At 63.4% G+C, this 24,665-nt stretch carries 24 protein-coding genes, 1 tRNA gene and 1 pseudogene; 13 read left to right on the top strand and 13 right to left on the bottom strand.

Annotated features, from left to right (window positions below; genetic code table 11):
* Positions 1-26: 26 nt before the first annotated feature.
* Positions 27-1,671 (top strand): annotated as a pseudogene (gene groL / locus ACQ651_RS01125) (chaperonin GroEL).
* Positions 1,672-1,792: 121 nt separating this feature from the next.
* On the opposite strand, the gene ACQ651_RS01130 reads toward groL, so the two are convergent.
* Positions 1,793-2,113: a hypothetical protein gene (locus ACQ651_RS01130; protein ID WP_430447925.1), complete on the bottom strand. Its 321-nt coding sequence runs from the start codon at positions 2,111-2,113 to the stop codon at positions 1,793-1,795.
* A 1-nt stretch (position 2,114) separates the two neighbouring features.
* On the opposite strand from ACQ651_RS01130, the gene ACQ651_RS01135 reads away from it, so the two are divergent.
* From ACQ651_RS01135 to ACQ651_RS01145, 3 genes are read left to right on the top strand one after another with little or no spacing between them, the layout of a single operon-like run.
* Positions 2,115-3,053, top strand: a complete 939-nt coding sequence (locus tag ACQ651_RS01135) for an NAD(P)-dependent oxidoreductase (RefSeq protein WP_430450291.1) — start codon at positions 2,115-2,117, stop codon at positions 3,051-3,053.
* A 42-nt stretch (positions 3,054-3,095) separates the two neighbouring features.
* Positions 3,096-4,241 (top strand): alpha-D-ribose 1-methylphosphonate 5-triphosphate diphosphatase, encoded by a 1,146-nt coding sequence (locus tag ACQ651_RS01140; protein WP_430447926.1) that lies wholly within the window; start codon positions 3,096-3,098, stop codon positions 4,239-4,241.
* Positions 4,238-5,113 (top strand): DMT family transporter, encoded by an 876-nt coding sequence (locus tag ACQ651_RS01145; protein ID WP_430447928.1) that lies wholly within the window; start codon positions 4,238-4,240, stop codon positions 5,111-5,113. The genes ACQ651_RS01140 and ACQ651_RS01145 overlap by 4 nt, the downstream gene beginning before the upstream one ends.
* Here the strand turns inward: ACQ651_RS01145 and ACQ651_RS01150 are convergent.
* Positions 5,083-5,526: an NUDIX domain-containing protein gene (locus ACQ651_RS01150; RefSeq protein ID WP_227284232.1), complete on the bottom strand. Its 444-nt coding sequence runs from the start codon at positions 5,524-5,526 to the stop codon at positions 5,083-5,085. The genes ACQ651_RS01145 and ACQ651_RS01150 overlap by 31 nt on opposite strands.
* Before the next feature lie 90 nt (positions 5,527-5,616).
* Between ACQ651_RS01150 and ACQ651_RS01155 the strand changes: the two genes are divergently transcribed.
* Complete coding sequence (locus ACQ651_RS01155) at positions 5,617-6,345, top strand: alpha/beta fold hydrolase (RefSeq protein WP_227284231.1); 729 nt, start codon at positions 5,617-5,619, stop codon at positions 6,343-6,345.
* 24 nt (positions 6,346-6,369) lie between these two features.
* On the opposite strand, the gene ACQ651_RS01160 is transcribed toward ACQ651_RS01155, so the two are convergent.
* The 3 genes from ACQ651_RS01160 to ACQ651_RS01170 form a co-directional block, all read right to left on the bottom strand.
* Positions 6,370-7,440 (bottom strand): 5-(carboxyamino)imidazole ribonucleotide synthase, encoded by a 1,071-nt coding sequence (locus tag ACQ651_RS01160; RefSeq protein ID WP_430447929.1) that lies wholly within the window; start codon positions 7,438-7,440, stop codon positions 6,370-6,372.
* The gene (gene purE, locus ACQ651_RS01165; RefSeq protein WP_227284229.1) at positions 7,433-7,921 is read right to left on the bottom strand and encodes a 5-(carboxyamino)imidazole ribonucleotide mutase; all 489 of its coding nucleotides are present in this window, start codon (positions 7,919-7,921) and stop codon (positions 7,433-7,435) included. Before purE ends, ACQ651_RS01160 begins: the two co-directional genes overlap by 8 nt.
* Before the next feature lie 158 nt (positions 7,922-8,079).
* Complete coding sequence (locus tag ACQ651_RS01170) at positions 8,080-8,298, bottom strand: YdcH family protein (protein ID WP_121896850.1); 219 nt, start codon at positions 8,296-8,298, stop codon at positions 8,080-8,082.
* 176 nt (positions 8,299-8,474) lie between these two features.
* Between ACQ651_RS01170 and ACQ651_RS01175 the strand changes: the two genes are divergently transcribed.
* Positions 8,475-8,903 carry an Hsp20 family protein gene (locus ACQ651_RS01175; protein ID WP_121896688.1) on the top strand — a complete coding sequence of 143 codons (429 nt, stop codon included), beginning with the start codon at positions 8,475-8,477 and terminating at the stop codon, positions 8,901-8,903.
* Positions 8,896-9,123: a DUF1150 family protein gene (locus ACQ651_RS01180; RefSeq protein ID WP_227284228.1), complete on the top strand. Its 228-nt coding sequence runs from the start codon at positions 8,896-8,898 to the stop codon at positions 9,121-9,123. Before ACQ651_RS01175 ends, ACQ651_RS01180 begins: the two co-directional genes overlap by 8 nt.
* 864 nt (positions 9,124-9,987) lie before the next feature.
* Here ACQ651_RS01180 and ACQ651_RS01185 read toward each other — a convergent pair.
* The 6 genes from ACQ651_RS01185 to ychF form a co-directional block, all read right to left on the bottom strand.
* A protein-coding gene (locus tag ACQ651_RS01185; protein ID WP_430447931.1) for an IS3 family transposase occupies positions 9,988-11,338 on the bottom strand; the annotation gives its coding sequence in 2 pieces (ribosomal slippage) (positions 9,988-11,002 and positions 11,001-11,338; 1,353 coding nt in all).
* 43 nt (positions 11,339-11,381) lie between these two features.
* Entirely contained in the window at positions 11,382-12,653 is a 1,272-nt protein-coding gene (locus ACQ651_RS01190; protein ID WP_430447933.1) for a site-specific integrase, read from the bottom strand.
* Positions 12,654-12,942: 289 nt separating this feature from the next.
* Positions 12,943-13,032 (bottom strand) — tRNA-Ser (locus ACQ651_RS01195).
* Between the two features lie 276 nt (positions 13,033-13,308).
* On the bottom strand, positions 13,309-13,779 hold the full coding sequence (locus ACQ651_RS01200; protein WP_430447934.1) for a hypothetical protein: 471 nt from the start codon (positions 13,777-13,779) through the stop codon (positions 13,309-13,311).
* 100 nt (positions 13,780-13,879) lie between these two features.
* The gene (locus ACQ651_RS01205; protein ID WP_227284226.1) at positions 13,880-14,305 is read right to left on the bottom strand and encodes a hypothetical protein; all 426 of its coding nucleotides are present in this window, start codon (positions 14,303-14,305) and stop codon (positions 13,880-13,882) included.
* 201 nt (positions 14,306-14,506) lie between these two features.
* Positions 14,507-15,604 carry a redox-regulated ATPase YchF gene (gene ychF / locus ACQ651_RS01210; protein ID WP_430450292.1) on the bottom strand — a complete coding sequence of 366 codons (1,098 nt, stop codon included), beginning with the start codon at positions 15,602-15,604 and terminating at the stop codon, positions 14,507-14,509.
* 269 nt (positions 15,605-15,873) lie between these two features.
* Here ychF and ACQ651_RS01215 point away from each other — a divergent pair, with 269 nt between their 5' ends.
* The 3 genes from ACQ651_RS01215 to ACQ651_RS01225 all read left to right on the top strand — a co-directional run bounded on the left by ACQ651_RS01215 (position 15,874) and on the right by ACQ651_RS01225 (position 19,391).
* Positions 15,874-17,166 carry an MATE family efflux transporter gene (locus ACQ651_RS01215; protein ID WP_227284225.1) on the top strand — a complete coding sequence of 431 codons (1,293 nt, stop codon included), beginning with the start codon at positions 15,874-15,876 and terminating at the stop codon, positions 17,164-17,166.
* Between the two features lie 88 nt (positions 17,167-17,254).
* Positions 17,255-18,046, top strand: coding sequence for a tryptophan synthase subunit alpha (gene trpA / locus ACQ651_RS01220; protein ID WP_430447935.1), 792 nt, complete (start codon positions 17,255-17,257; stop codon positions 18,044-18,046).
* Between the two features lie 181 nt (positions 18,047-18,227).
* The gene (locus tag ACQ651_RS01225) at positions 18,228-19,391 is read left to right on the top strand and encodes an alpha-hydroxy acid oxidase (RefSeq protein ID WP_375550486.1); all 1,164 of its coding nucleotides are present in this window, start codon (positions 18,228-18,230) and stop codon (positions 19,389-19,391) included.
* Here ACQ651_RS01225 and ACQ651_RS01230 read toward each other — a convergent pair.
* The gene (locus ACQ651_RS01230; protein WP_375550485.1) at positions 19,373-20,527 is read right to left on the bottom strand and encodes an MFS transporter; all 1,155 of its coding nucleotides are present in this window, start codon (positions 20,525-20,527) and stop codon (positions 19,373-19,375) included. The genes ACQ651_RS01225 and ACQ651_RS01230 overlap by 19 nt on opposite strands.
* A gap of 145 nt (positions 20,528-20,672) precedes the next feature.
* On the opposite strand from ACQ651_RS01230, the gene ACQ651_RS01235 reads away from it, so the two are divergent.
* From ACQ651_RS01235 to ACQ651_RS01245, 3 genes are all read left to right on the top strand, one after another.
* Positions 20,673-21,335, top strand: a complete 663-nt coding sequence (locus ACQ651_RS01235) for a 50S ribosomal protein L25/general stress protein Ctc (RefSeq protein ID WP_227284221.1) — start codon at positions 20,673-20,675, stop codon at positions 21,333-21,335.
* Between the two features lie 249 nt (positions 21,336-21,584).
* A complete protein-coding gene (locus ACQ651_RS01240; protein WP_227284220.1) occupies positions 21,585-22,607 on the top strand; it encodes a D-cysteine desulfhydrase in 1,023 nt (340 codons plus the stop codon).
* A 3-nt stretch (positions 22,608-22,610) separates the two neighbouring features.
* Positions 22,611-23,384, top strand: coding sequence for an aspartate/glutamate racemase family protein (locus ACQ651_RS01245; protein WP_430447937.1), 774 nt, complete (start codon positions 22,611-22,613; stop codon positions 23,382-23,384).
* A gap of 89 nt (positions 23,385-23,473) precedes the next feature.
* On the opposite strand, the gene ACQ651_RS01250 is transcribed toward ACQ651_RS01245, so the two are convergent.
* Positions 23,474-24,583: a saccharopine dehydrogenase family protein gene (locus tag ACQ651_RS01250; RefSeq protein WP_430447939.1), complete on the bottom strand. Its 1,110-nt coding sequence runs from the start codon at positions 24,581-24,583 to the stop codon at positions 23,474-23,476.
* Positions 24,584-24,665: the final 82 nt, after the last annotated feature.

Consider the following 24,665-nt stretch of genomic DNA (forward strand, 5'->3'; position numbering starts at 1 on the left):
ATTCCAATCAGAGATAGGAGCACATCATGGCTGCTAAAGACGTCAAGTTTGATACCGACGCCCGCAACCGCATGCTCAAGGGCGTGAACACGCTGGCAGATGCGGTAAAAGTCACCCTCGGCCCCAAGGGCCGCAACGTGGTGATCGAAAAGTCCTTCGGGGCGCCCCGCATCACCAAGGACGGCGTCACCGTCGCCAAGGAAATCGAACTGGAAGACAAGTTCGAGAACATGGGCGCGCAGATGGTGAAAGAAGTCGCCAGCCGCACCAATGACGAAGCCGGCGACGGCACCACCACCGCGACCGTGCTGGCCCAGGCCATCATCCGCGAAGGCATGAAATCCGTTGCCGCCGGCATGAACCCGATGGATCTGAAGCGCGGCATCGATCTGGCCGTGGCGAAGGTCATCGAGCAGATCAAGAACTCCGCCCGCGAAGTCGCCGACAGCGACGAGGTTGCGCAGGTCGGCACCATTTCGGCCAATGGCGAGGCCGAAATCGGCCGCCAGATCGCCGACGCGATGCAGAAGGTCGGCAATGACGGCGTGATCACCGTAGAAGAGAACAAGGGCCTTGAGACCGAGACCGAGGTCGTCGAAGGCATGCAGTTCGACCGCGGTTACCTGTCGCCCTATTTCGTGACCAACCCGGACAAGATGATTGCCGAGCTTGAGGACTGCATGGTCCTGCTTCACGAGAAGAAACTCTCGTCCCTGCAGCCGATGGTTCCGCTTCTGGAAACCGTCATCCAAGTCGGGCAAGCCGCTGCTGATCATCGCAGAAGACGTGGAAGGCGAAGCGTTGGCCACTCTCGTGGTCAACAAGCTGCGCGGCGGCCTGAAAATCGCGGCCGTCAAGGCACCGGGCTTCGGCGATCGCCGCAAGGCCATGCTGCAGGATATCGCGATCCTGACCGGCGGTCAGGTGATCTCCGAAGATCTGGGCATGAAGCTGGAAAACGTGACCATGGATATGCTGGGCTCGGCCAAGCGTATCTCGATCACCAAGGACGAGACCACCATTGTCGACGGTCACGGCGAGAAGGCCGAGATCGAGGCGCGGGTGTCGCAGATCCGCCAGCAGATCGAGGAAACCACCTCGGACTACGACCGCGAGAAGCTGCAGGAACGTGTGGCCAAGCTGGCCGGCGGCGTTGCCGTCATCCGCGTGGGCGGCATGACCGAAGTGGAAGTGAAAGAGCGCAAGGATCGCGTCGATGACGCCCTGAACGCAACCCGTGCCGCCGTTCAGGAAGGCATCGTTGTGGGCGGTGGCGTGGCGCTGGTTCAGGGCGCCAAGTCGCTTGCCGGGCTGGAAGGCGTCAATGCCGACCAGAACGCGGGTATCCAGATCGTCCGCAAGGCTCTGGAAGCTCCGCTGCGCCAGATCGCCGAAAACTCCGGCGTGGACGGCTCGGTCGTGGCAGGCAAGATCCGCGAAAGCGACGACGCGACCTTCGGCTTCAACGCGCAGACCGAAGAATATGGCGACATGTTCAAGTTCGGCGTGATCGACCCGGCCAAGGTGGTGCGTACCGCGCTGGAAGATGCGGCCTCGGTCGCGTCGCTGCTGATCACCACGGAAGCCATGGTTGCCGACAAGCCCGCCAAAGAGGGCGCAGGCGCCGGCGGTGGCATGCCCGACATGGGCGGCATGGGCGGCATGATGTAAGATACGAATTTCCCAAGGGAAATTCGACCGCACCCAACCGGCAGCTTTTCGGACCGAAAAGCTGCCGAAAGGGGAAGACATCGCCGAAAATCTAAGGGGCGCCCGGTCGGGCGCCCCTTTTTCATGCCTTGCCGCCGCCCCCGACGAGATCCATCGCGTCACCCATCAGGCTTTCCCAACGATCCGTATCCGCAGCAGGGATCACGACCCAATCGCGCATCATGCGTTTGCCAACCTGCAGGGGGGTGGCCCTCGCCTCGGTCACCAGGCCCGCCGCAATCGGTTCGGGCAGCTTCAGCACCAGCTCGGCTTCCGACAGATAGGCGAAACTTTTGCCGTCAATGCGCAGGGCCTCGGATGCGAGCATCTTTCCCTTCGAAACGTGCGGCCCGGCTAGACAGGCCGTCGCCAGCCGCTCGTAAAGCCTTTCGGGATCGGTCATCCTGTCCTCCTTCCGGGAAAGGCGGTTTCGTGAAAACCGGTTCCATGGCAGGAACGCTTGGGAAATGGGAGATCGTAACATGGACAAGATCGGTGTCATAGGATTGGGCCGGATGGGCAGCGCGATGGCCGAGGCCTTGTTGGGGGCAGGGCGAGCCGTCACCGGATGGACGCGGAGCGGCATCACCCCCGACCGCGCGGCCGGTTTGGGCATCGCCGTCGCCGAAGACCTGAACGCGCTGGCGGCATCGTCCGACATTCTGGTGCTCAGCCTTTTTGACGATGCGGCCGTGGATGCGGTGATCGGGCAATTGCTGCTGGCGGATCTGAACGGCAAGCTGATCGTCGATACCAGCACGGTGAGCCCGATCGTTCTGCAATCGCGCGCGGAGGAGATCGCGGCGGCCGGGGGGCGGGCGGTGGATGCGCCGATTTCTGGCGGGCCCGAGATGGTCCGCGCGCGAACGGCCGGCTTTTTCATGGGCGGTGCCGATGCGGATGCAGCCCGGTTCCGTCCCGTGGCCGAGGTGATCGCCGGGCGGGTGTTCCATGTCGGACCGCTTGGCGCGGGCATGGCGATGAAAACCATCAACAACGCGATGTTGCAGGGATATTTCGCCAGCCTGACCGAAATGACGAAGCTGGCCAAGCGGGCCGGGCTGACACTTGAAAGGACGATGGACATTCTGGCGGGCGGCCCCGCGGCCTGCGACATGTTCAAGGCGCGGCTCCCGAAGATCCTGGGGCAGGATACGGAGGTCGGCTTCTCGATTGCAGGAGTTCGGAAGGACGCGGATGTGTTCCTGAGGGTTGCGCGCGACATGGGCGTGGCGACCCCGGTATTGGAGGTTGCGCGCGATGTGGTGGATCGCGGCATCGACGCCGGGCTTGCCGATGCCGATGTGGCCGCCCTGATCACGCGCGCGTATCAGGACGGCTAGGCGGGGTTTTCATTCGGCGCGAAATGGCGCACCACGCGGTTCATGACGCTGACGCCTCTTCGCCTTGTGAATGCCACCGTGCTGCGGTCGGGTGGTCTCGACACCGATCCGATCAGTCTCTGCAACGGGCGGATCGCGACCGATGGCGGGCGCGAGGTGGATCTGTCGGGATATCTGATCCTGCCGGGTATCGTCGATATCCATGGAGATGCGTTCGAGCGGCATCTGGCCCCCCGGCGCGGGGTGGTCACCGATCCGCGCGCGGGCCTTGCCGCGGTGGAGGCGGAGCTTTCCGCCAACGGGATCACCACCGCGTGGCTGGCGCAATTCTGGAGCTGGGAGGGCGGCATGCGCAGCCCCGACTTCGCCGCCACCCTCTGCGCGGCGCTCGAACGCTACGGGGCCATGCCGGACATACGGGTGCAGTTGCGGCTGGAGCTTGGCTGTCACGATGCGTTCGAAGCGGCCAGCGACCTGATTGCGCGCTACGGGATCGGCTATGTGGTCTTGAACGATCATCTGCCGCACGAGGCTCTGGCCGCCCGCAAGCGCCCGCCCCGGCTGGAGGGGCAGGCGCTCAAATCCCGCCGGTCGCCCGCCGATCATCTGGCGCTGATGCAGCGCCTGCATGCGGAGATGCCTGTGGCCCGCACACGGCTTGCCGCTTTGGCCGCGGATCTGAAAAACCGCGATGTGATCCTTGGCAGCCATGATGATCATGATGCGGAAACCCGCGCCTGGTATCGCGGCCTTGGCGTCGATATCTCCGAATTCCCGACCAGCGAAGCCGCCGCGATGGCGGCACAGGCGGCGGGCGACCCGGTGGTCATGGGCGCGCCGAATGCCCTGCGCGGCGGCAGCCACGCCCGCGGCGTCTCGGCGGCGGCGCTGATCGAGATGGGGGCGGTGAGCGCGCTGGCCTCGGATTATCATTACCCGGCACTGGCCCAATCGGCCTTCCGGCTGGCGGAAACGGGCCTGCCTCTGGCGGAGGCCTGGGCGCTGATCTCCACCAACCCGGCGCGGATGATGGGGTTGAACGACCGCGGCGATCTGGCCGCCGGTCAGCGGGCCGATCTGGTGATCGTCGAAACCGCGACCAAGCGCATCGCGGGCACCATCGCGAACGGGCAGATCGCCTATCTGTCCGGTCTGCTGGCCCACCGGTTGATCGGCGGTGATGCATGAGCCCGGTTCTGCGTCTGGGCGTTCTGACGACGCTTGTCATGATCGCTTTCGCGGCCAATTCGATCCTGAACCGTCTGGCGGTCGGGGGCGGGCACATCGGCGCGCTGGAGTTTTCCCTGATCCGCGTCGTGGCGGGGGCGGCCATGTTATGCGCGCTGGTTCTGTTCCGGGGCGGGGCGCTGCCGCTGCTGGCGCGCGGCCGGATCGCGGGCGCGATCTGGCTCAGCCTCTATCTTCTCGGCTTTTCGGTTGCCTACACCCGGCTGGATGCGGGACTTGGCGCGCTGATCCTTTTCGGTGTCGTGCAGATCACCATGTTTGCAGGCGGCGTGATCGGCGGAGATAAGCCGCCGCTGCGGCGTTGGATCGGGGCAGGTCTGGCGCTTGTCGGGCTGGCATGGCTGATCTGGCCGGCAGGCGCGGTCACGGTGCCCGGTGTCGCCGCCGCGGCGATGGCCGTGGCCGGGCTGGGCTGGGGCCTCTATTCCCTTGCCGGACGCAAGGCGCAGGACCCGCTATCCGACACGGCCGCGAATTTCCTTCTGGCGGTGCCGCTCTGTGGGCTGCCGGTGCTGCTCTGGCCCGCCGAGCCTGATGCCGTGAGCACCGCGGCGACCGGCATTTCGCTGGCGATTGTGGCGGGCGCGATCACATCGGGGCTTGGCTATGCGCTCTGGTATAGCGTTCTGCCCCGGCTTGGTGCGTCTGTCGGCGGGCTGGTGCAACTGACCGTGCCGGTGATCGCCATCGTCGGGGGCATGCTGCTTCTGGGTGAAGAGATCACCTTGCGGCTCGTGGCGGCAAGCGCGCTGGTTCTGGGCGGGATCGCCTATGGGCTGTTTCAGCGCAGGATCGGCTCCAGCGGATCGTAGAGCAGGCTTTGCCCCCAGACGGCATCGGCGAGGCTGTCGGGTTTCACGCGCAGACCCGCAAGCTCGTCCCGGGCGACCAGACGGCGCTTGTTCACAACGCCTTCGGGGTCGATCCAGCCATCGGAGAGCTGGCCTGCTTCATAGGTGACGTGAAAATAGATATCGACCTGATGAAAATCGCCCGCGGGATCGTGGAATTCATTGACCAGACAGGGCGCGCCGACGCGGACCGCCAGCCCGGTTTCCTCGTGAAACTCGCGGACCAGATTTGCCGGAAGCGATGTGCCGGGCTCCACCCCGCCGCCCGGCGCGCACCACAGATCCGACCCGTCACGCCACGCATTCACCAGCAAGAGCCGGTTATCCAGAAGAAGCAGGCCGCGAACGGCAAGGCGGGGGCGGCGCGTTGACATCGCCGCGATGGTGCCCCGTGACGCAACGGCGATGCAAGAGGCGCAATTTCCATACTCGCAGTGGCGTCCGTTCATGCCTAGATTACGCACATGCGTGTTCTGGTTGCCCTTCTGGTACTGTTCCTTCTGTCCGCGGCCCCGGCGCGGGCGGAATGCGTGGTGCTGCTGCATGGGCTGGCGCGCGGGGCCGCGTCCCTTGCGGTGATGGAGGAGGCGCTGGAAGCCGCGGGATATCAGGTGGTCAACCAGAGCTACCCGTCGACCCGCGCCTCGATCTCGGAGCTTGCACCTGTCACGATCCTGCCGGCCATGGCGCGGTGCGGGGCCGACAAGGTGCATTTCGTCACCCATTCCATGGGCGGCATTCTGGTGCGCTACTGGCTGTCGCGGCACCGGCCCGTCCGGCTGGGGCGGGTGGTGATGCTGGCGCCGCCGAATAGCGGCTCGGAGCTGGTGGACGTATTGGGCGAACTGGAGCCTTTCGAATGGCTGAACGGCCCGTCGGGCATGCAACTGGGAACCGGCGAGGACGCCCTGCCGAACCGGTTGCCATCGGTGGATTTCGAGCTTGGTGTGATCGCGGGCGACCGGACCCTGAACCCGGTCTATTCCGCCCTGATCGAAGGGGCGGATGACGGAAAGGTCGCTGTGTCCAGTACCCGCGTGGCCGGGATGAGCGACCATATCGTGCTGCCGGTGACCCATACATTCATGATGAACAACCCGCTTGTGATCGCCGAGGTGATCACATTTCTCGAAACCGGCGCCTTCGATCACGACATGGACATCTTCGACGCGATCGAAGGGTTTGTGGAGTAGCCGCGGACGGTGTATCGGCGGGGCTCAGGCCGGGCCTGTCACACGGTTGACATGGCCCATTTTGCGGCCCGGGCGGGTTTCGGCCTTGCCGTAGAGATGGATCTGGGTGCCGGGCTCCGCCGCATGTCGGCGGCCCTCGTCGATCTGGTCGCCGATCAGGTTTTCCATCACGACATTGGCGTGCCGCGCGCCGTCGCCAAGCGGCCAGCCGGTGATCGCGCGGATATGCTGCTCGAACTGATCGACGGCGCATCCGGCCTGGGTCCAATGGCCGGAATTGTGCACGCGCGGAGCGATCTCGTTCACCACGAGGCCGTCGGGCGTCACGAAAAGCTCCACACCCAGAACACCGGTATACTCAAGCGCATTCAGGATGCGCGAGGCGATCAGGATCGCATCGGTCTTGAGGCTGGCCGGAATCGCGGCTGGGACCGTCGTGGTGGCGAGGATGCCGTCCTGATGCACATTCTCGCCCGGGTCATAGGCCGCGATGCTGCCATCGAGCCCGCGCGCGGCGATGACGGAGATTTCGCGGCTGAAGGCAACGAAGCCTTCGGCAATCGCGGGCGCGCCGTTGAAGGTGGCCATGGCGCCTTCGGCCTGATCGGGGGTGGCGATCCGCGCCTGCCCCTTGCCGTCATAGCCGAAGCGGCGGGTCTTCAGGATGGCGGGCGTGCCGGTGACTGCAAGCGCCTCGGGCAGATCTGCGGCGATCCCGACGGGTGCGAAGGGCGCGGTGCGGAGCCCCAGACCGGTCAGGAAGGTCTTTTCCGCCAGCCGGTCCTGGCTGACCTCCAGTGCGCGCCGGTCGGGGTACAATGCGGCATCGCGGGCAAGGTGATCGAGCGCGGAGGCAGGAATATTCTCGAACTCGAAGCTGACGACATCGCAGGAGGCCGCAAACACGCGGAGCGCGTCGATATCGTCATAGGCGGCCTTGGTCCAGGCGGCGGCCACATCCGCGGCGGGGGCCGCGCCGGGTTCGTAGATATGGGCCTTGTATCCCAGACGTGCGGCGGCCATGGCGAGCATCCGGCCCAGTTGGCCGCCCCCCAGAATGCCGACGGTGCTGCCTTGCGGGAGCGGTTCAGTCATCTTGCGGTGTCTCGGGAATGGAGGCGGACAGGGACGCGCGCCAGTCGTCGAGACGCGCGGCAAGGGCCGGGTCCGACAGCGCGAGGATTTCCGCGGCCATCAGCCCCGCATTCGCTGCACCACCGGCACCGATCGCCATGGTCGCGACGGGATAGCCGCGCGGCATTTGCAGGATCGAATAAAGACTGTCGACGCCCGAGAGCGCTTTGGTCTGCACCGGGACGCCGATCACCGGCAGTCGGGTCTTGGACGCCATCATGCCCGGCAGATGGGCCGCGCCGCCCGCACCCGCGATGATCACTTTCAGCCCCCTGTCCACGGCGGTCGCCCCATATTCCCAAAGCCGCTCGGGCGTGCGATGGGCGGAGACGATGCGAACCTCATGGCCCACGCCTAGCGTGTCGAGAATATCGGCGGCCTCCCGCATGGTGGGCCAGTCCGACTGGCTGCCCATGATGATGCCAATTTGGATGTCATCCATGATCGTAAAGGCCCCTTCGGCGGATCTGAGAGCGCGATGCCGGCCGTGGTGCGGGCCCGGTGCATCGGTTTCGTCATCTGAGTTCGGTGCGATGCTCTATCTTTTTGATTTTACGTGCAAGATGGTCTGCCCCCGGTTTCACCTTTTTGGCCCACGCCTCAGGCGATGATGTCGGGGGTGAGTTCATCCTCGATCCGGGCAATCCGGTCTTTGAGCGCCAGCTTCTGCTTTTTCAGCCGCTTCAGCGTCAGCTGGTCGGGCATGGCGCGTTCGGACAGGGCCGCAATCGCGTCATCCAGATCGCGATGCTGCCGGCGCAGCACTTCAAGCTTCACGCGCAACACCTCTTCATGGGTCATCTCGGTGGGGGCGTTCATGAACCGGCCTTGATGGGATTCGTCTCGGTAGCGGTTCAAGATAGCGACAAATCTGCGTGACGCAAAGCGTTGCCGCCCTTGCAGCGGTGGCCCGAGCGCCCCATATTCTCCGATGACAGGGCTGCCGAATGCGGGGCCCGGATACGCAGATCGCTTGAGCTTTGAGGATGTGCCCGATGACGAAACTGACCCTTGGATCGCACCCTTTCCTTCTGGGTTTCGATCAGCTGGAACGCCTGGTGGAACGCACCGCGAAATCCGGCAATGATGGATATCCGCCCTACAATATCGAACAGAAGGGCGAAAACGCCTATCGGATCACCCTCGCCGTGGCCGGGTTCGCGGAAGAGGATCTGTCCATCACGGTCGAGGACCGGCAGCTGATGGTGCGCGGGCGCCAAGCCGAGGAAGACCATGAGAGGATGTTCCTGCATCGCGGCATCGCGGCGCGGCAGTTCCAGCGGTCTTTCGTTCTGGCCGAGGGGGTCGAGGTTGCCGGAGCGGCGATGGAGCATGGTCTGCTGCATGTGGATCTGGCCCGCGTGGTGCCCGACAAGGTGGTGCAGAATATCGAGATCAAAACCGGAGGTAAGAGCAATGTTTGAACAGAATGATGCCGCCCGGACCGTGGGTCAGCCTATCGTCTACATCCGCCAGGTCGCCGTGGCCGACCTGCCGAGAGAGTTGCGCAAACAGGCAGCGGGGCTGGATACGCTCTATGCGATCGGCAGCGAGACCGGAGAGCAGCTTGCCCTTGTGAGAGACCGCAAGCTGGCCTTCATCGTCGCGCGCCAGAACGACATGACGCCAGTCAGCGTGCACTGATATCTGCGGCACCAATGTGTGTGGGAAAGGACGCTCCCCGTTTGGGCGTCCTTTTTCTTTGGGGCTTGCCCCCGTGACCACCGATGCGCTGGCCGCGGCGGTCTTCTCTTTGCCTTGGTCAGCCGCCTGACTACAGGTGCCATCGCGGCCAAGCTTCAAATCTGCAAACAACCGCTCTTCGCCCGACTCGCCACGTAATCGAGAAGCTTAGGTCAAGGATGGCTAATGGATTGGCACCGCACACCGGCGCTGCGGCACCAATAGCTCTGCGACCAGGCGAGATCACGCGCTACTTCGTAGCGCTCTCGCGTTTGCGCCGTTCCCGGCCACCGTTTCCTAGTCGGTATGAAGGCTGATCCAGACGGTTTCACGTGGCTCGACGCCCTGATACCGGCGCGGGACGCGGCGGCGGAGGTGATAGAGACGGCCTCGTTTGGCAATGCTCATGGCGGAGAAACCCCCATTTGTGCAGCAAATTGTGAAGAAAATCGAGCGGACTAAACCCCGCCACCAGCGCGAAAACGCCGAATTCCGACCTGATATCAGGTGGTTGCGCAAAAGCCGATTTGAGGAAAATGGCGGAGGGGATGGGCCTCATATCCAACCTTCTCCACCTCGCAACACACTGATTCTACTAGATTAAATTACGCCTCACTTCGGCCTGTGGTCTTGCGCCGAGAGTTTTGCACATCGCGATGCCGTCATGGAAGAGCGACAACCACCCTATCTCCTGCCTTCAATTATGTTTTGCAGCAGCAACGTGCGCTTCGGGCTGCTCTTCTACTAGGGGTGTCCGTCGTCAGGGATTTTGGGACAGATGGCTGCCTAAACTAAGAGAGGGTCTGGCGCATCTGTTTGGTTTGATTATGCGGCGGATTTGCTGTGAAGCAAGCGTCGCGTTTCGATGGTCTTCTGTTTGATCCTTTCTCGTTGTTTCAGGATGGTTTCACCGCGTCCGAAGTAGACGTCAGCTGGCGTGAGGTTCTGTAGGCTCTCGTGGTAGCGTCGGTGGTTGTAGTGCTCGACGAAGGCGTCAATCTGCTGCTGGAGATCGCCCGGCAGGTAGTAGTTTTCCAGCAGGATGCGGTTCTTGAGGGTCTGATGCCAGCGCTCAATCTTGCCTTGAGTCTGGGGGTGATACGGCGCGCCTCGAACATGGTCCATCTGCTGATCTTCCAGCCAATCTGCCAGTTCGCCCGAGATGTAACTCGATCCATTGTCGCTGAGCAGACGTGGCTTATGCAGGACCGTCGCCTTATCGCAACCCGAAGCCAGCAGCGCGAGGTCGAGCGTGTCGGTCACATCTTCGGCCATCATCGTTGTGCACAGCTTCCAGGCGATAATGTATCGGCTGTAATCGTCCAGGATCGTCGAGAGATAGAACCAGCCCCAACCGATCACTTTCAGATAGGTGAAGTCGGTCTGCCAGAGCTGGTTCGGCCGAGTGGTCTTGTCTTGGAACTCGTCCGCAGCTGACAGAACCACATAGGCCGGACTGGTGATCAGGTCGTAGGATTTGAGGATACGATAGACCGAAGCCTCTGACACAAAATACTTTTCCGTGTCAGTGAACTGAACCGCAAGCTCGCGCGGCGATAGATCACTTTCCTTCAAAGCCAGGCCTTTGATCTTCTCCCGAACTGGCTGGGGAATGCGGTTCCAGACCCGCGACGGCTTGGGACTGCGATCCTCAAGGGCCTCGGGGCCACCCGACAGATACCGGTCGTACCAACGGTAGAAAGTGGTTCTGGGGATGCCGAGCTTATCCAGCGTTCGTTTGGTCGGGAGATGCGAGCCTTCGACCAGGCGAATGATCTCCAGTTTCTCAGATGCGGGGTATCTCATTCGTCGTCGTCCCCATCCGCGATCATGCTTTTTTGAGCAGCCGCAGCTCCAGGGCTTGTTCAGCGACGACCTCTTTCAAATCACGGGATTCCCGTCGCAGGCCTTTGACTTCGGTCGACGTCGCTGCACGGGCCGTATCGCCCGCCAGCCGCTTCTTCCCAGCCTCAAGGAACTCCTTGGACCAGCTGTAGTACAGGCTCTGGGCAATGCCCTCCCGGCGGCACAGCTCAGCTATGCTGTCTTCACCTTTCAGACCGTCCAACACGATCCGGATCTTCTCTTCCGCTGAATACTGCTTGCGCGTCGCACGGCGGATGTCTTTGACAACCTTCTCGCCGTGGCTCTTTCGTGTTCCGGGTTTCTGTCTCATCTCCACTCCTTGGTGGTTACGATGTGCCAGAAACCCTCTCTTATCAAATCGACCTAAACTGTCCCATTGGTGCTGACGTCAGACACACACCTGCCTGTGCAAGGCGCGTCACCATCGTGTGCCGCAGGCTGTGGAACACCAGACCGCTTTCCTTCATGCTCAGTCCCGGCAAGAGCACGTTGTTGAACCGGCGACCCAAGTTGCGGCCATAGCCCTCCTTGGCATTGTAGCTAAACGATAGGAATAGCCGCTTGTCCTTCGGCTTGGCGGCGACCCAATCGAGGAAGCCCAGCCCGATCAGGTCCGAGTGGACCGGCACGCGGCGCTTGGCGGCAGGGGTCTTGAGGCTCTTGTTTGACCCGTCCTCATTGATATCGAGGTACCAGATATCGCCTTCTTGTCGAATGTCGGCAACGTCAAGCTGTGCTACCTCGCGCAGTCTTGCGCCCGTGTAGAGGCCCAGAAGCGCCCCCCACTTGTGATCGTCCTCCTTCACAAACCCGGACGTGTTCTCAGTCAGTTCTTGGAACAGTCGCTTGGTTTGGGCTGGCGAGAATGCCTTGCGTCCGTCATCCGGCTTTTTCCGCGCCTTGATCTTCATTTCTTCAAACAGCTTCTCTGTGGCTACACCATGCGTGACGGCCCATTTCCAGAAGCGATAGAACATGGCCATATGGTTATTCACCGTCTCAACAGATACCTTCTTCATTCCCGGCACTTCTATCGCCTCAAGCAGCGATAAGTCTTTCGTTTCAGTCTTGGTTTTCCGATTGAGCGGCAGGGACTGCAACACCTTTTTGACTTCGGCAGCGTCATGGCGCGTTATGTCCGCCATCCTGCGATCAGGCCCGAAATACTCCAACAGCACAGACAAGAAGGCTCTCGCCTTCGCGGCCATCTGGTCAGACCATTGCGGCTCAGCCATGAAATCCTCGATTGCCTCTCCCAGAGACGCGGAGCGGGCCTGTGGTGGCCTTGGCGTTGTCTGGGCGGGTTCGTTGAAGGAATAGCCTTCAAGGCCCTCAGCGGCGCTTAGAATGGCTTTGATCTGGTCCCGGCGGGCCTTGCGCATCTCTTGGCGCAAGGATGGCTCGTTCGCGGCCCACTGAGCGTCTGTGAGGCCCGCTGAGGCGCGGAAGCCGTCCAAGGTGCCCGCATCAAGGTAGAGGTCTGACAAGTCGTCAAAGCCGCCTATGGCGTCCTCATGCACGTCCAACTCTTGGCGCAGGGCATCAAGGGACCGATCTGGCAGGCCGGTGTCGTTCAACCGTTCCACATAGCGATCCAGCGAAGCCGCAAAGTAGCTTCGCACCATGTCCCGCATCTCGTCTTGTCTGAGCCTAGCCAAAGTCTTGTTCTCGCGCATCAATCTGCCACAGGATGCAAGATGACGGGCAAGATCGCCAGCCCGATCTGGGCACTTCGTGCGAAGGGATATTCTGACGGTACGGCGCTTGTGATCCTCAGCACGAGGAAGGGGCCAACGGAAGTAGTAAACTCCGTGACGTGATGGCGACAGATAGGCGGACAGTTTCATTGGCTGTGCGTTCCACTTTGTGTCGCACTTGCCTGTCCAAGACCTAAGTCATTGTTTTAGCAGGTTATGGCGGAGACGAAGGGATTCGAACCCTCGAGACGGTTTCCCGCCTACTCCCTTAGCAGGGGAGCGCCTTCGACCACTCGGCCACGTCTCCGCCGACCCGTTTAGCGGAGACCGTGTGGAACACACAAGCCGAAAACACCCGGTCTGATGGTATTTGCCGGGGAATGGCCGGGCGTGAAGCGCAATGTCCGGGTTCCGGGCGGTCCGGGCCAGCGTGGCTGCGGAGCGCCCGGATACGGTTGATCCGTGTCCTTTGCCCGGCCTCGACCTGAGATCGCTGATGCGTCTGGACGGTCGCTGTTGCGGGGCGCCCAGCTATCCGAAGGGCCGCGCGGCTGGCCGGTTTCCTGCCGCGCGGCCGTAGTGTTCAGACGGTTTCCAGTTCCTTACCGCGGGCCATGGCGGCGGCCTGCACATCGGCGGGTAGGGGCACGCGCCAACTGGTTTCGGGATCGCGGCCCACGCTTTCGTCGACGAAGGCGTTGTCGAAGGTGATGTTCACGTTCTGCCAGACATTCTTGTACTCCTCGGGCAGGAACTTCTTGACGACAAACAGGGTGGGCCGCCGGTCACCGAAGGCGGAGCGCTGGATCAGCAGGCCTTCGGGCGCAACGATCCCCCGGCTGGCCAGAGCCTCGTCATTCAGGAGAACATCGAAAACGAAACGCGGGCGTTCGACGGGGGAAAGTGCGCTCATCTCGGTCATGAGCGCCTTGAATTCGGGCGTGGTGACGAAGTCGATGATCTCGTCATAGGTGGCGCGCATCACGCGGGCGAGCTCGTCGCGGTCATAGGCAAGGCCATCATAGCCCGTATAGGGCAGGGTCTGAGGTGTCATGGGGGTATCTCCCGTGCAAAATTGTGCAAAATCTGGGTGGGCGGCGCCCGCCATGATGCCGGGCGCCGCTGTTGAAATCCGAAAGGACAGAAAGAGCCGCTTAGGTCGAAAACCCGCCGCAGCCGCACACCGTGGCCGCACCGCCGCCGGCGCACGCACCCCAGCCAAGCGGATCGATATCCGAGATCCGGTCCAGTTTCGGGGTCACTTCGAAGCGGAGGCCGTTGACCTTATCCTCGAACACCCGGCTGGTGAGGCGGAAATCCTCCGGAATATCGGCCCCCGCCTTGCGCAGCCCCTCGATCGTCAGCATTTCGCCGACCTTCTCCATACCCGCGCCATCGGCGGCCTCGTCTCGGGCCACGCGCATACGCTCGATGAATTCCGGCGCGGTGATGGTCTCGATCACATTGCTGGTGATCTTGACCAGACGCTCCCGGTCAAGCTGCGCCTTGATCTCGGCGCGTTCCGCGTCGACCTTGGCCATGCGATCTTCCAGTTTCGATTGAATTTTGGCGTTTGCCATTATGAAGTCTCCTTTGCTGAAAACAGCAACTCAAGGCCGTGACGCAAAAAAACAGCGAAATACGCCATGCGCCACGTAATAAAATTGCCCAAGTCGCAATTCAAAACTCAGAAAATTATCGATTCGATGGGTTAACAGTGCAGATCATGTGCGCAATCGGCGAAAAGACGCCGAGATCCCGGCGGCCTTGCAGGTGCGGCCTCAGGTGTTGAACAGAAAGTGCAGCACGTCGCCGTCCTTGACGACATAGCTCTTGCCTTCGGCGCGCATCTTGCCGGCGTCCTTGGCCGGCTGTTCGCCGCCCAGAGCCACGAAATCCTCATACGCAATGGTTTCGGCGCGGATGAAACCCTTTTCGAAATCGCCATGGATGACACCGGCGGCCTTGGGTGCCGATGTGCCCGCGGTGATGGTCCACGCGCGGGCCTCTTTCGGGCCGACGGTGAAATAGGTTTCCAGATCCAGCAATTCGTAGCCCGCACGGATAAGCCGGTCGAGACCTGCCTCCTCCAACCCCATTTCCTCTAGGAACAACTGCGCCTCCTCGGCGTCCAGCTGGCTGATCTCCTCCTCGATCCGGGCCGAAATGACCACATGCGCCGCGCCCTGTTCGGCGGCCATCCTCGCCACTTCGGCGGAGCGCGCATTGCCGTTTGCCGCAGCCTCCTCCTCCACGTTGCAGACATAGAGGATCGGCTTGGTGGTGAGAAGTTGCAGCCCGGCCCAGACCTTCGCGTCCTCGGGGTCGACCGCGACCAGACGGGCGGGCTTGCCCTCTTCCAGCATCGCCAGCGCAGCTTTCAGCAACCGCTCCTGCTGGATCGCCTCCTTGTCGCCGCCGCGCACTTTTCGCACGAGGTTCTGAAGCCGTTTCTCGATCGATTCCATGTCCGCCAGCATCAGCTCGGTCTCGATGGTCTCGGCATCCGCGATGGGGTCGATCCGACCCTCTACATGGGTCACATCGCCATCCTCGAAACAGCGCAGCACATGGGCGATGGCGTCAACCTCGCGGATATTGGCCAGAAACTGGTTGCCCAGACCCTCGCCCTTCGATGCGCCCTTCACCAGCCCAGCAATATCCACGAAGGTGATCCGGGTCGGGATAACCTGCTTCGACTTGGCGATCTCCGCCAGCTTTTCAAGCCGGTCATCGGGCACGGCGACATCGCCCACATTCGGCTCGATCGTGCAGAACGGGAAATTCGCCGCCTGCGCCGCGGCGGTGCGTGTCAGCGCGTTGAACAAGGTGGATTTGCCCACATTCGGCAGACCGACGATCCCCATCTTGAAACCCATCTCGCGCCCCTTTTCGGCAAAGCTGCAATCGCGGCGCATCTAGGTCGCGCCCGGGGCGGGCGTCAAGCCGCGTGGTGCGCCTTGACTTGGATTGCGCCCTCCGTAATCTCGCCGGGCGGGCCCGAAGGGTCGCCCTCGCGTGGCTGAGGAGATATCTTTCGCGCCGAACCGGGGGCCCGCCGGACGCGCATCCAGTCTGGCCCATGTCGGTTGTCGCAAATGGAAAACCCGGCCCTCCGCCGTCGGGCGGTCGCACCCGCGCAGAGGTGATGCCGCTGCTTCGGCTGTCGATGCCGTTGATCATCGCCTTTGCCGCGGCCACGCTGATCGGTGTGATCGATACCGTCATGATCGCCCCTCTGGGCACGGTGCCGCTGGCGGCGGCCGGGATCACCACCGCCTTTCTGATCATCCTGATCTCGGCGCTTTGGGGCCTTGTCACGATTGTGGGCGTCAGGATCGCCCAGGCCCATGGTGCCGGCGACGCGGGCGAGGTGGCCAGCAATCTTCGCAACGGTCTGGCGCTTTGTGCAATCGGCGGGGCAGGGGCGGGGCTACTGATGGTTCTGGCCTTCCCGTTTCTCGATCTTCTCGATCAGCCGCCGGAGGTCCTGGCGATCCTCCTGCCTTACTGGCTCAGTATGGCGCTCTGGCTGGTTCCGATTCTGACGTTCTTCGCCTTCAAGGCCCTGTTCGATACGGTCGGGCGGCCCTGGACCGGGGTCGCAATCTCATATCTCGGTGTGGTGGTGAACCTGCCGCTGAACTACGGGCTGATCCATGTCGCGGGTCTCGGGCTGGTCGGGGCGGGCATCGCCAGCGTGCTGTCGAGCAGTGCGACGCTTCTGGTGGCATGGCTGTTCTGGCGCCGCTCCCCCGATCTGGCAGCTTATCGCGTGGCCGTCCCGATCCGGTGGTCCCGGATCAGATCGCTTTACCGCGAGGGGCTTCCGATATGCATCGGCTACGCAGGCGAGGGTGCGGCCTATGCGTTTCTGGGCATCATGCTTGGGTGGTTCGGCGCGGTCGAACTGGCGGCAAATCAGGTGGTGAACGCGATTGGCGGCGTCTTCTACGTGATCCCGCTTGGCATGGCGAGCGCGGTCTCGATCCGGATCGGTATGGCGATCGGCGGGAAGGAACGCGCACGGCTTCGCCCCATTCTGGCCGCAGCGCTCTGGATCGTGACGCTCTGGATGCTGGCGATCACCGCGCTTTACATCTTCGGGGGGCGGGCAATGTCGGAAGCGCTGACCAAGGATGGCGCAGTGGTGGATGTCGCCGTGGGTCTGTTCATCGTCGCCGCACTGGTTCAGGTGGCCGATGGCGTGCAGTCAAGCACTCTGGGTGCGCTTCGCGGCATGTCCGACAACCGCGTACCCACGGCGATCACGCTGATCAGCTACTGGCCGCTGGCCCTGCCGGCCGCCTATGTCATCGGCTTCCCGCTTGGTTATGGGGCCATCGGGGTCTGGGCCGGCTACGGCGCCGGCATCGGTCTGGCCGCGATCCTGCTTTCGGTCCGGTTCTGGCGAAAAACCGGATTCGCGCCCGGCCGATGAGCGTTGCGGCCGGGCCGCCCGTCCAAGCCCCATTGATTTCCTCCGGCCTTTGTCCCAAACCGTCCCGGATCAATGCCAAGGGACGCCCATGACACGTATCGACGACACATTCGCCCGCCTCAAGGCCGAGGGAAAGAAGGCCTTCGTGGCCTATGTCATGGCCGGCGATCCCGATTACGAGACATCGCTGGAGGTCATCAAGGGCCTGCCGGGCGCCGGGGTAGATATCATCGAACTCGGCCTGCCGTTCACCGATCCGATGGCCGACGGGCCGACCATCCAGCTTGCCGGCCAGCGGGCACTTGAAGCGGGCCAGACCCTTGAAAAGACGCTGCAAATGGCGCGCGAACTGCGCAAGACCGACGACAAGATCCCGATCGTGATGATGGGCTATTACAACCCGATCTACAGCCGCGGTGTCGCGCGTTTTCTGACCGATGCGCGCGAAGCCGGCATCGATGGTCTGATCGTCGTGGATCTTCCGCCGGAGGAGGACAAGGAGTTGTGCATCCCCGCGCAGGAAGCCGGGCTGAACTTCATCCGCCTCGCCACACCCACCACCGATGACGCGCGCCTGCCGAAGGTGCTGCAGAACACATCCGGTTTTGTCTATTACGTCTCGATCACCGGGATCACCGGCGCGGCAGAGGCGCAGGCCGGCGATGTGGGCCCCGAGGTGGCGCGGATCAAAGCGCAAACCGATCTGCCCGTGATCGTGGGCTTTGGGATCAAGACACCGGAGGCCTCGGAGGCGATTGCGGGGGTCGCGGACGGGGCGGTCGTGGGCTCTGCCATCGTGGGGGAGATCGCCGCGGGCAAGCCGGTGGCCGAGGTCCTCGCCTTCGTCAGATCGCTGGCCGATGGCGCACATCGGGCCTGAAAAGGGCCCACGGCAAATGCAATCAACCTCGGCGCGACGCGTTTTTCCGGCCCTTTCCTGCCGTCGGCGGCGGGCCTGACTTCCCCTAGGTCGGCCACCTTGCGTGTCCGATCTGCCGCATTGCGCGAAACCTGGCCTATTGGTAAATCAATGTGACCAATACGTGCCGGAAGGGAAGCCGATGCCCGTCATCACCGAGATCGAAGATCTGCGCCGCATGCATAAGCGCCGCACGCCGAAAATGTTCTACGACTATGCGGAATCGGGCAGTTGGACGGAGCAGACCTTCCGCGAGAACTCCTCCGATTTCGACATGATCCGCCTGCGTCAGCGGATCGCCGTGGATATGGCGGGAAGGTCCACCAAAAGCCAGATGATCGGCGAGGATGTGGCGATGCCGGTGGCGCTGGCCCCGGTAGGTCTGACCGGCATGCAATGTGCCGATGGCGAGATAAAGGCGGCCCGCGCGGCGGAGAAGTTCGGGGTGCCGTTTGCGCTCAGCACGATGTCGATCTGTTCCATCGAGGACGTGGCGGACCACACGACCAAGCCGTTCTGGTTTCAGGTCTATACGCTGAAGGATGACGAGTTCATGCAGCGGCTGTTCGATCGTGCGCGGGCAGCGAACTGCTCGGCAATCGTGATCACGGTGGATTTGCAGATCATGGGCCAACGCCACAAGGACCTGAAAAACGGCCTGTCCGCCCCGCCGAAATTTACCATCGCCAGCATGGCGAACCTGGCCACGAAAATCCCATGGGGGCTGGAGATGCTGCGGACCAAGCGACGCTTCTTCGGCAATATCGTGGGCCATGCGAAAGGTGTGAGCGACCCGTCGTCACTCGCCTCCTGGACCGCGGAAGCCTTCGATCCGTCCCTCGACTGGGAGCGGATCAAGCAGTTCCGCAAGATGTGGGGCGGCAAGGTGATCCTGAAGGGCATTCTGGATGCCGAGGATGCGAAGAAAGCGGTGGAGGTCGGCGCGGATGCGATTGTGGTGTCGAACCATGGCGGGCGCCAGCTCGATGGCGCGCTCAGTTCCATCCGCATCCTGCCCGAGGTGATGGATGCGGTGGGCGACAAGGTGGAGGTGCATCTCGACAGCGGCATTCGCTCCGGTCAGGACGTGCTGAAGGCGTTGGCGCTCGGCGCCAAGGGGACCTATATCGGGCGCGCATTCGTCAACGGTCTGGGCGCGATGGGCGAGGCGGGCGTGACCAAGGCGCTGGAAATCATCCACAAGGAACTGGACGTGACCATGGCGCTTTGCGGCGAGCGGGACGTCGCCAATCTGGGCAAGCACAACCTTCTGGTCCCGAAGGAGTTTTACGGCGATTGGGCATAGCGCGCCGAGCGCGCGCGCAACATCAGCGCCAGGATCGGCGCGATCAGGGCCAGCCCGCCCACCACCGCGAAGGCGACGCGGAGGCCGTATGCCTCCGAAACCTGGCCCATGACGAGCGGCGCCAGCAGGAAGGCCGCGAACCCCATGACGTTGACCCGCGCCACGGCGGAAGTCCGGTGTGCGGGTGGCACAAGCCGGCCCACCAGTGCGAGAGCCATGGGGCCGACGACGGAAACGCCGAGCCCCATGATCCCGAAGCCGATATAGGCCAGGAACGGCCCGCCCGCGAGGGCCGCCAGAAACGCACCGGCACAGGCCATGGCCGCGCCGAGCGTGATGATCGAGACATCCGAAAACCGCCCGCTGATCGCCTGACCCGAAAACCGGCCAAGCGCCATGGTCAGCCCGAGGATCGCCGGACCGAAGGCCCCTTCGGCGGCGCGGCCGCCCAATGTGCGTTCGATGTGAAGCGCGGACCAGCTTTCCACGACGGCCTCCACGAAAAAGGCCAGAAGCACGATCCCACCGCAGATCAGAACGATCGCCCAAGGCAGGCGCACCGCCCGGCGCTCCTCGTCCGAGACGGGCGTCACCTCGCTGCGCATGCCGAGGCTGAGGCCGGCGACGAGAAGCGCCAGCGCGGAGAAGATCTCCGCCGATGAAAGCCCGGCCTCGCGGGCAAATCCCGTGGCGATGGCGCTCACCGCGTAGGCCACGGAAAACATGCCGTGATTGGCGTTCATCAAGGAGCGGTTGTGCCGCGCCTCCAGTTCCGAGACACGGGCGTTGGAGACGATATCCAGAAGCCCGGAGCCCAGCCCGAGGCCGATCATCGCCGCCAGAAACACCCAAGGTCCGGTGGCCAGCCCCGGCACCAGATAGGCCAGCGCCACGGCAAGTGCCGCGATCGGCAGCGACAGCGCGCCAAGCCTCCGGTCGAACAGCGGGGCGAGCCACAAGGTGGCCAGAAGCCCGAGCGGGCTGCCCAGAAGCAACAGGCCGAACACGGCGTCATCGGCCCCGATCTGGGCTTTCAGAACCGGCACCTGTGCCGCGAAACTGCCCCACAACACCCCCATCGCCACGAAACCGAGCGCGGCGCGGCGGGACAGTCGGAGGGCGGAGAGAACGGCCATCGCGCACGATTGCCACGGGGCCCGGGGCCGCACAAGCCGACAAACCCAGAATCGCCTTTTCAAACCTGCATCTCTGCCCTATACGCACGGCTTCACGCGGCCCGACACCCTTGGAGGCAGCCGCATAACCTATGGAGAAATAGCAATGGCTGGTGAGATTCCTGATCTCGTCGCCGAGGCACGGACGGGGACAGGCAAGGGGGCCGCCCGTCAAGCACGCCGCGAAGGCAAGGTGCCCGGTATCGTTTATGGTGGTGGCGTTGACCCGCTGCCGATCAATATCCCCTTCAACGAGTTGCTGAAGCGCCTGAGAAGCGGCCGCTTCCTGTCGACCCTGTTCAACATGAAGGTCGAGGGGCAGGACGATGTGCGCGTGATCTGCCGGAATGTGCAGCGCGACGTGGTGAAGGACCTGCCGACCCATGTGGATTTCATGCGTCTGCGGCGCACCAGCCGGATCAACCTGTTCATTCCGGTCGAGTTCATCAACGAGGAAGACGCGCCGGGCCTGAAACGCGGTGGCGTTCTGACTGTCGTGCGCCCCGAGGTGGAACTGATGGTGACGGCCTCCGACATCCCCGAAAAACTGGTGGTGGATCTGACCGGCCTGAATATCGGTGACACGGTGACGATCAGCGCGATCAGCCTGCCTGAGGGCACCCGCACGATCATCGACCGCGATTTCGTGATCGCCAACCTCACGGCGCCGTCCAGCCTTGTCTCGCAAGAGGCCGAGGAAGATGCGGCCGCAGCCGAAGACGCCGCCGAAGCAGCCGCGGCAGAGGCCACGGAGACCGAGGAGGGCTGAGCCGCCCCCAACCGGTCAGGTATCGGAAACGCCGCGCGGGCAATTGCGCGGCGTTTTTCGTTTCTGCCGGCACCCTGGCCAGGATGATCTGGGACAGCCGGCTGCCCGGCGCGCGGTGTCCTGCCCTTGTCTCCTGTCCTGCTTCCGGCGGGCCGGGCAGGGTCGCGCGCTTCCGGTCATTCGCGTTTGCATCGCGCAATGCCGAATGCGACACTCCGCATCACGCATATCCCGAGAAAGACAGCCGCCATGCATTTTGCCCGTTTCCCCCGCGTTTCGCTCGCGCATCTGCCGACCCCGCTCGAACGTCTGGACAGGCTGTCGAAGGAGCTTGGAGGCCCGGAAATCTGGATCAAGCGCGATGATTGCACGGGCCTGTCGAGCGGCGGAAACAAGACCCGCAAGCTGGAATTCCTGATGGCCGAGGCCATGGCGATGGGCGCCGATATGGTGATGACCCAGGGCGCGACGCAGTCGAACCACGCCCGACAGACGGCTGCGGCTGCCGCGAAACTGGGCATGGCCTGCCATATCCTTCTGGAAGATCGCACCGGCTATCAGGACCACAACTACAACGAAAACGGCAATGTTCTGCTGGACCATCTGCACGGCGCCACGACCGAAAAGTTTCCTGGCGGCCATGACATGCCCGGCGAGATGGAACGCGCGGCCAAGGCCGCAAGGGCGGAGGGCAGGAAGGTCTACACGATCCCGGGCGGCGGCTCGAACGCGACCGGTGCGCTTGGCTATGCCAACTGCGCGATGGAACTGCTGAGCCAGGTGAACGAGCGGCGGCTGGTCGTGGATCATCTGGTCCACGCGACCGGTTCGTCGGGCACGCAGGCCGGGCTGATCGTCGGGTTGAAGGCGCTGAACGCGGGTATCCCGCTTCTGGGCTTCGGAACGCGCGCGCCGCAGGAACGTCAGGAACAGATGGTTTACGATCTGGCCGTGAAAACGGCCGAGAAGCTGGGCTGCGCCGGTGTGGTCGCGCGCACCGATGTGCGGGCCGACACCAGCTATGTGGGTGCCGGCTATGGCCTGCCCCGGGCCGATACGATCGAGGCGATCCGGCTTTTCGCGGAACTGGAGGGGATCCTGCTCGATCCGGTCTATTCCGGCAAGGGGGCGGCGGGTCTCATCGATTATTGCCGGACGGGGAAATTCACTAAGGGTGAACGTGTCGTGTTTCTGCACACCGGAGGCTCCGTCGGGCTGTTCGGCTATGACAATGTGCTGATCGCTGCGGACAAGCAGATGGCGGCGGAATAACCGATGATGCGCCGGGTCGGCATATTGGGCGGTATGGGCCCCCAGGCGACCGTTCTTCTGATGCAGAAAGTGCTGGCCGCCGTGCCCGCGCGCGATGACGCCGATCACGTGCCGCTGATCGTCGACCAGAACCCGCAGGTGCCGTCGCGCATCAGGCGGCTGATCGAGGGCACAGGCGACGATCCCGCACCCGTGCTGGCGGAGATGGCGCAGCGGCTGGAGGCGGCGGGTGCCGAGGCGCTTGCGATGCCCTGCAATACGGCGCACCACTATGCCGACGCCATTCGCAGCGCAACGTCGGTGCCGTTTCTCGACATGGTGGTGCTGTCCGCAGGCCATGCCGCGACGCTTTCCGGTCGCGGCGCCAGGGTCGGTATTCTCGCCTCGCCTGCGCTGCGCAAGGTGGCGCTGTTCGATGCGGCTTTCGCGCTGGAAGATCTGACGCCGGTCTATCCCGAGGACGATGACGCGATGCTTGCGGCCATCCGCAGGATCAAGGCGGAGGGGGCCAACGCCGCCTCCCGCGCGGTACTGGCCGCCGCTTCCGCCGAGGTGCTTGCGCAAGGGGCGGTGGTGCAGATCATCGCCTGCACCGAGTTTTCGCTTATCCCCGATGCGGTGGCCCCCGGCGCGACGGTATTCGACAGCCTAGACAGGCTTGTCGCGGAGCTGGTGGCCTTTGCCACGTCGCCAGCGGGTCGCGAGGGGATGACGGGTGAACCATCCCATGCCGGGCTCCGATCGGCTGCGGTACCGTATCGGGCAGGGCCTGTCTGACGCGCCGACAACGCTCAGCCAGAGACTGCGGAGATGAATGTGCTAAAGACCAACCCCTTATGGGAACGGCGCTGCGCCCCGGCCATGTCTCAGGCCGCGCGATCCAGCGGCGTGACCGCCCCCGCGCCGTAAAGCGCCCCGAACTCGGTTGCCAGAAAGTCGTCCAGCCGCACCTGTTCCTGTCCGATGAACCCCTTGGCGGGCAGCTTGCCCTGCCGCATCAGGTCGACCACGGCTGTCACCCCGGCGGCGGTGGTTACCTGAATGGCGCTCCAGGTCTTGCCTGCGATCTGGCGCGCAGTGCACTTGTTGACATAGGAGCGTTCGGTGAAGACGCCATCCTTCATCCCGGTCGCGGTGCAGAACACCAGCACCACGTCCTGTTTCGTTCGCGGCAGCGCGGTTTCGAAAACTTCTTTCAGAAGATCTCGGCGGCGGGCGAGCCCGAGATCGTCCAGCAAAAGCTTGATGATATCGCGATGGCCAGGATAGCGGATTGTGCGATAGGAGACACGCCGCGCCTTGCCGGACAGGCTTTCGGAAAGCGTGCCCAGCCCGCCGGACGTATTGAAGCACTCGTAATCCACGCCGTCATGGCTGATGATTTCCAGGTCTTCCAGGGGCGCAACCTTCACCGGGCGCCCGTCGATCAGGGCATCGCAGGGGTTGAGATACTCGTTGATCAATCCGTCCGTCGACCATGTCAGATTATACTTCAGTGCATTGGTCGGATAGAGCGGCAGCGCGCCCACCCGGAGCGACAGGGTATCCAGTTCATCGAACTGGTCGGCCAGATCCGCGCCCGCGATGCCGACGAACCCGGGGGCCAGCCCGCATTGCGGCATGAAGGCGGTTTCCGCATCCCGCGCCAGCGCGCGCACCGCATCCGTGGCGGCCACATCTTCGGTCAGGTCGAAGTAATGCGCGCCCGCGGCTTTCGCGGCTGTCGCAATCGCCGGGGTCAGGAAAAAGGGCGCGGCGCTGATCGCGGCATGGCAATCGCCGAACGCCTCCGTCAGCGCGCGGGCATCCTCCACATCGATCTGCATGACCTCAACCCCGGTCGTGTCGATCTGCGCCAGACCGCTGGCATCCCGGTCGATCACGCGCACGTCGTAATGCACCGAGGTTTTCAGAAGTGCGGCGATCATCCGCCCGATCTTGCCTGCACCGACGATACAGATTTTCCAACGCGCCATGAGAGCCCTCCGCCTGTTTCTTCCCAGTTCACCGGTGATCCTGTCGGGTGCGAAGACGGAAATCTGGCGATAATGCCGGCTC

Source organism: Rhodophyticola sp., assembly GCF_965284195.1.
Classification (GTDB): domain Bacteria; phylum Pseudomonadota; class Alphaproteobacteria; order Rhodobacterales; family Rhodobacteraceae; genus Rhodophyticola.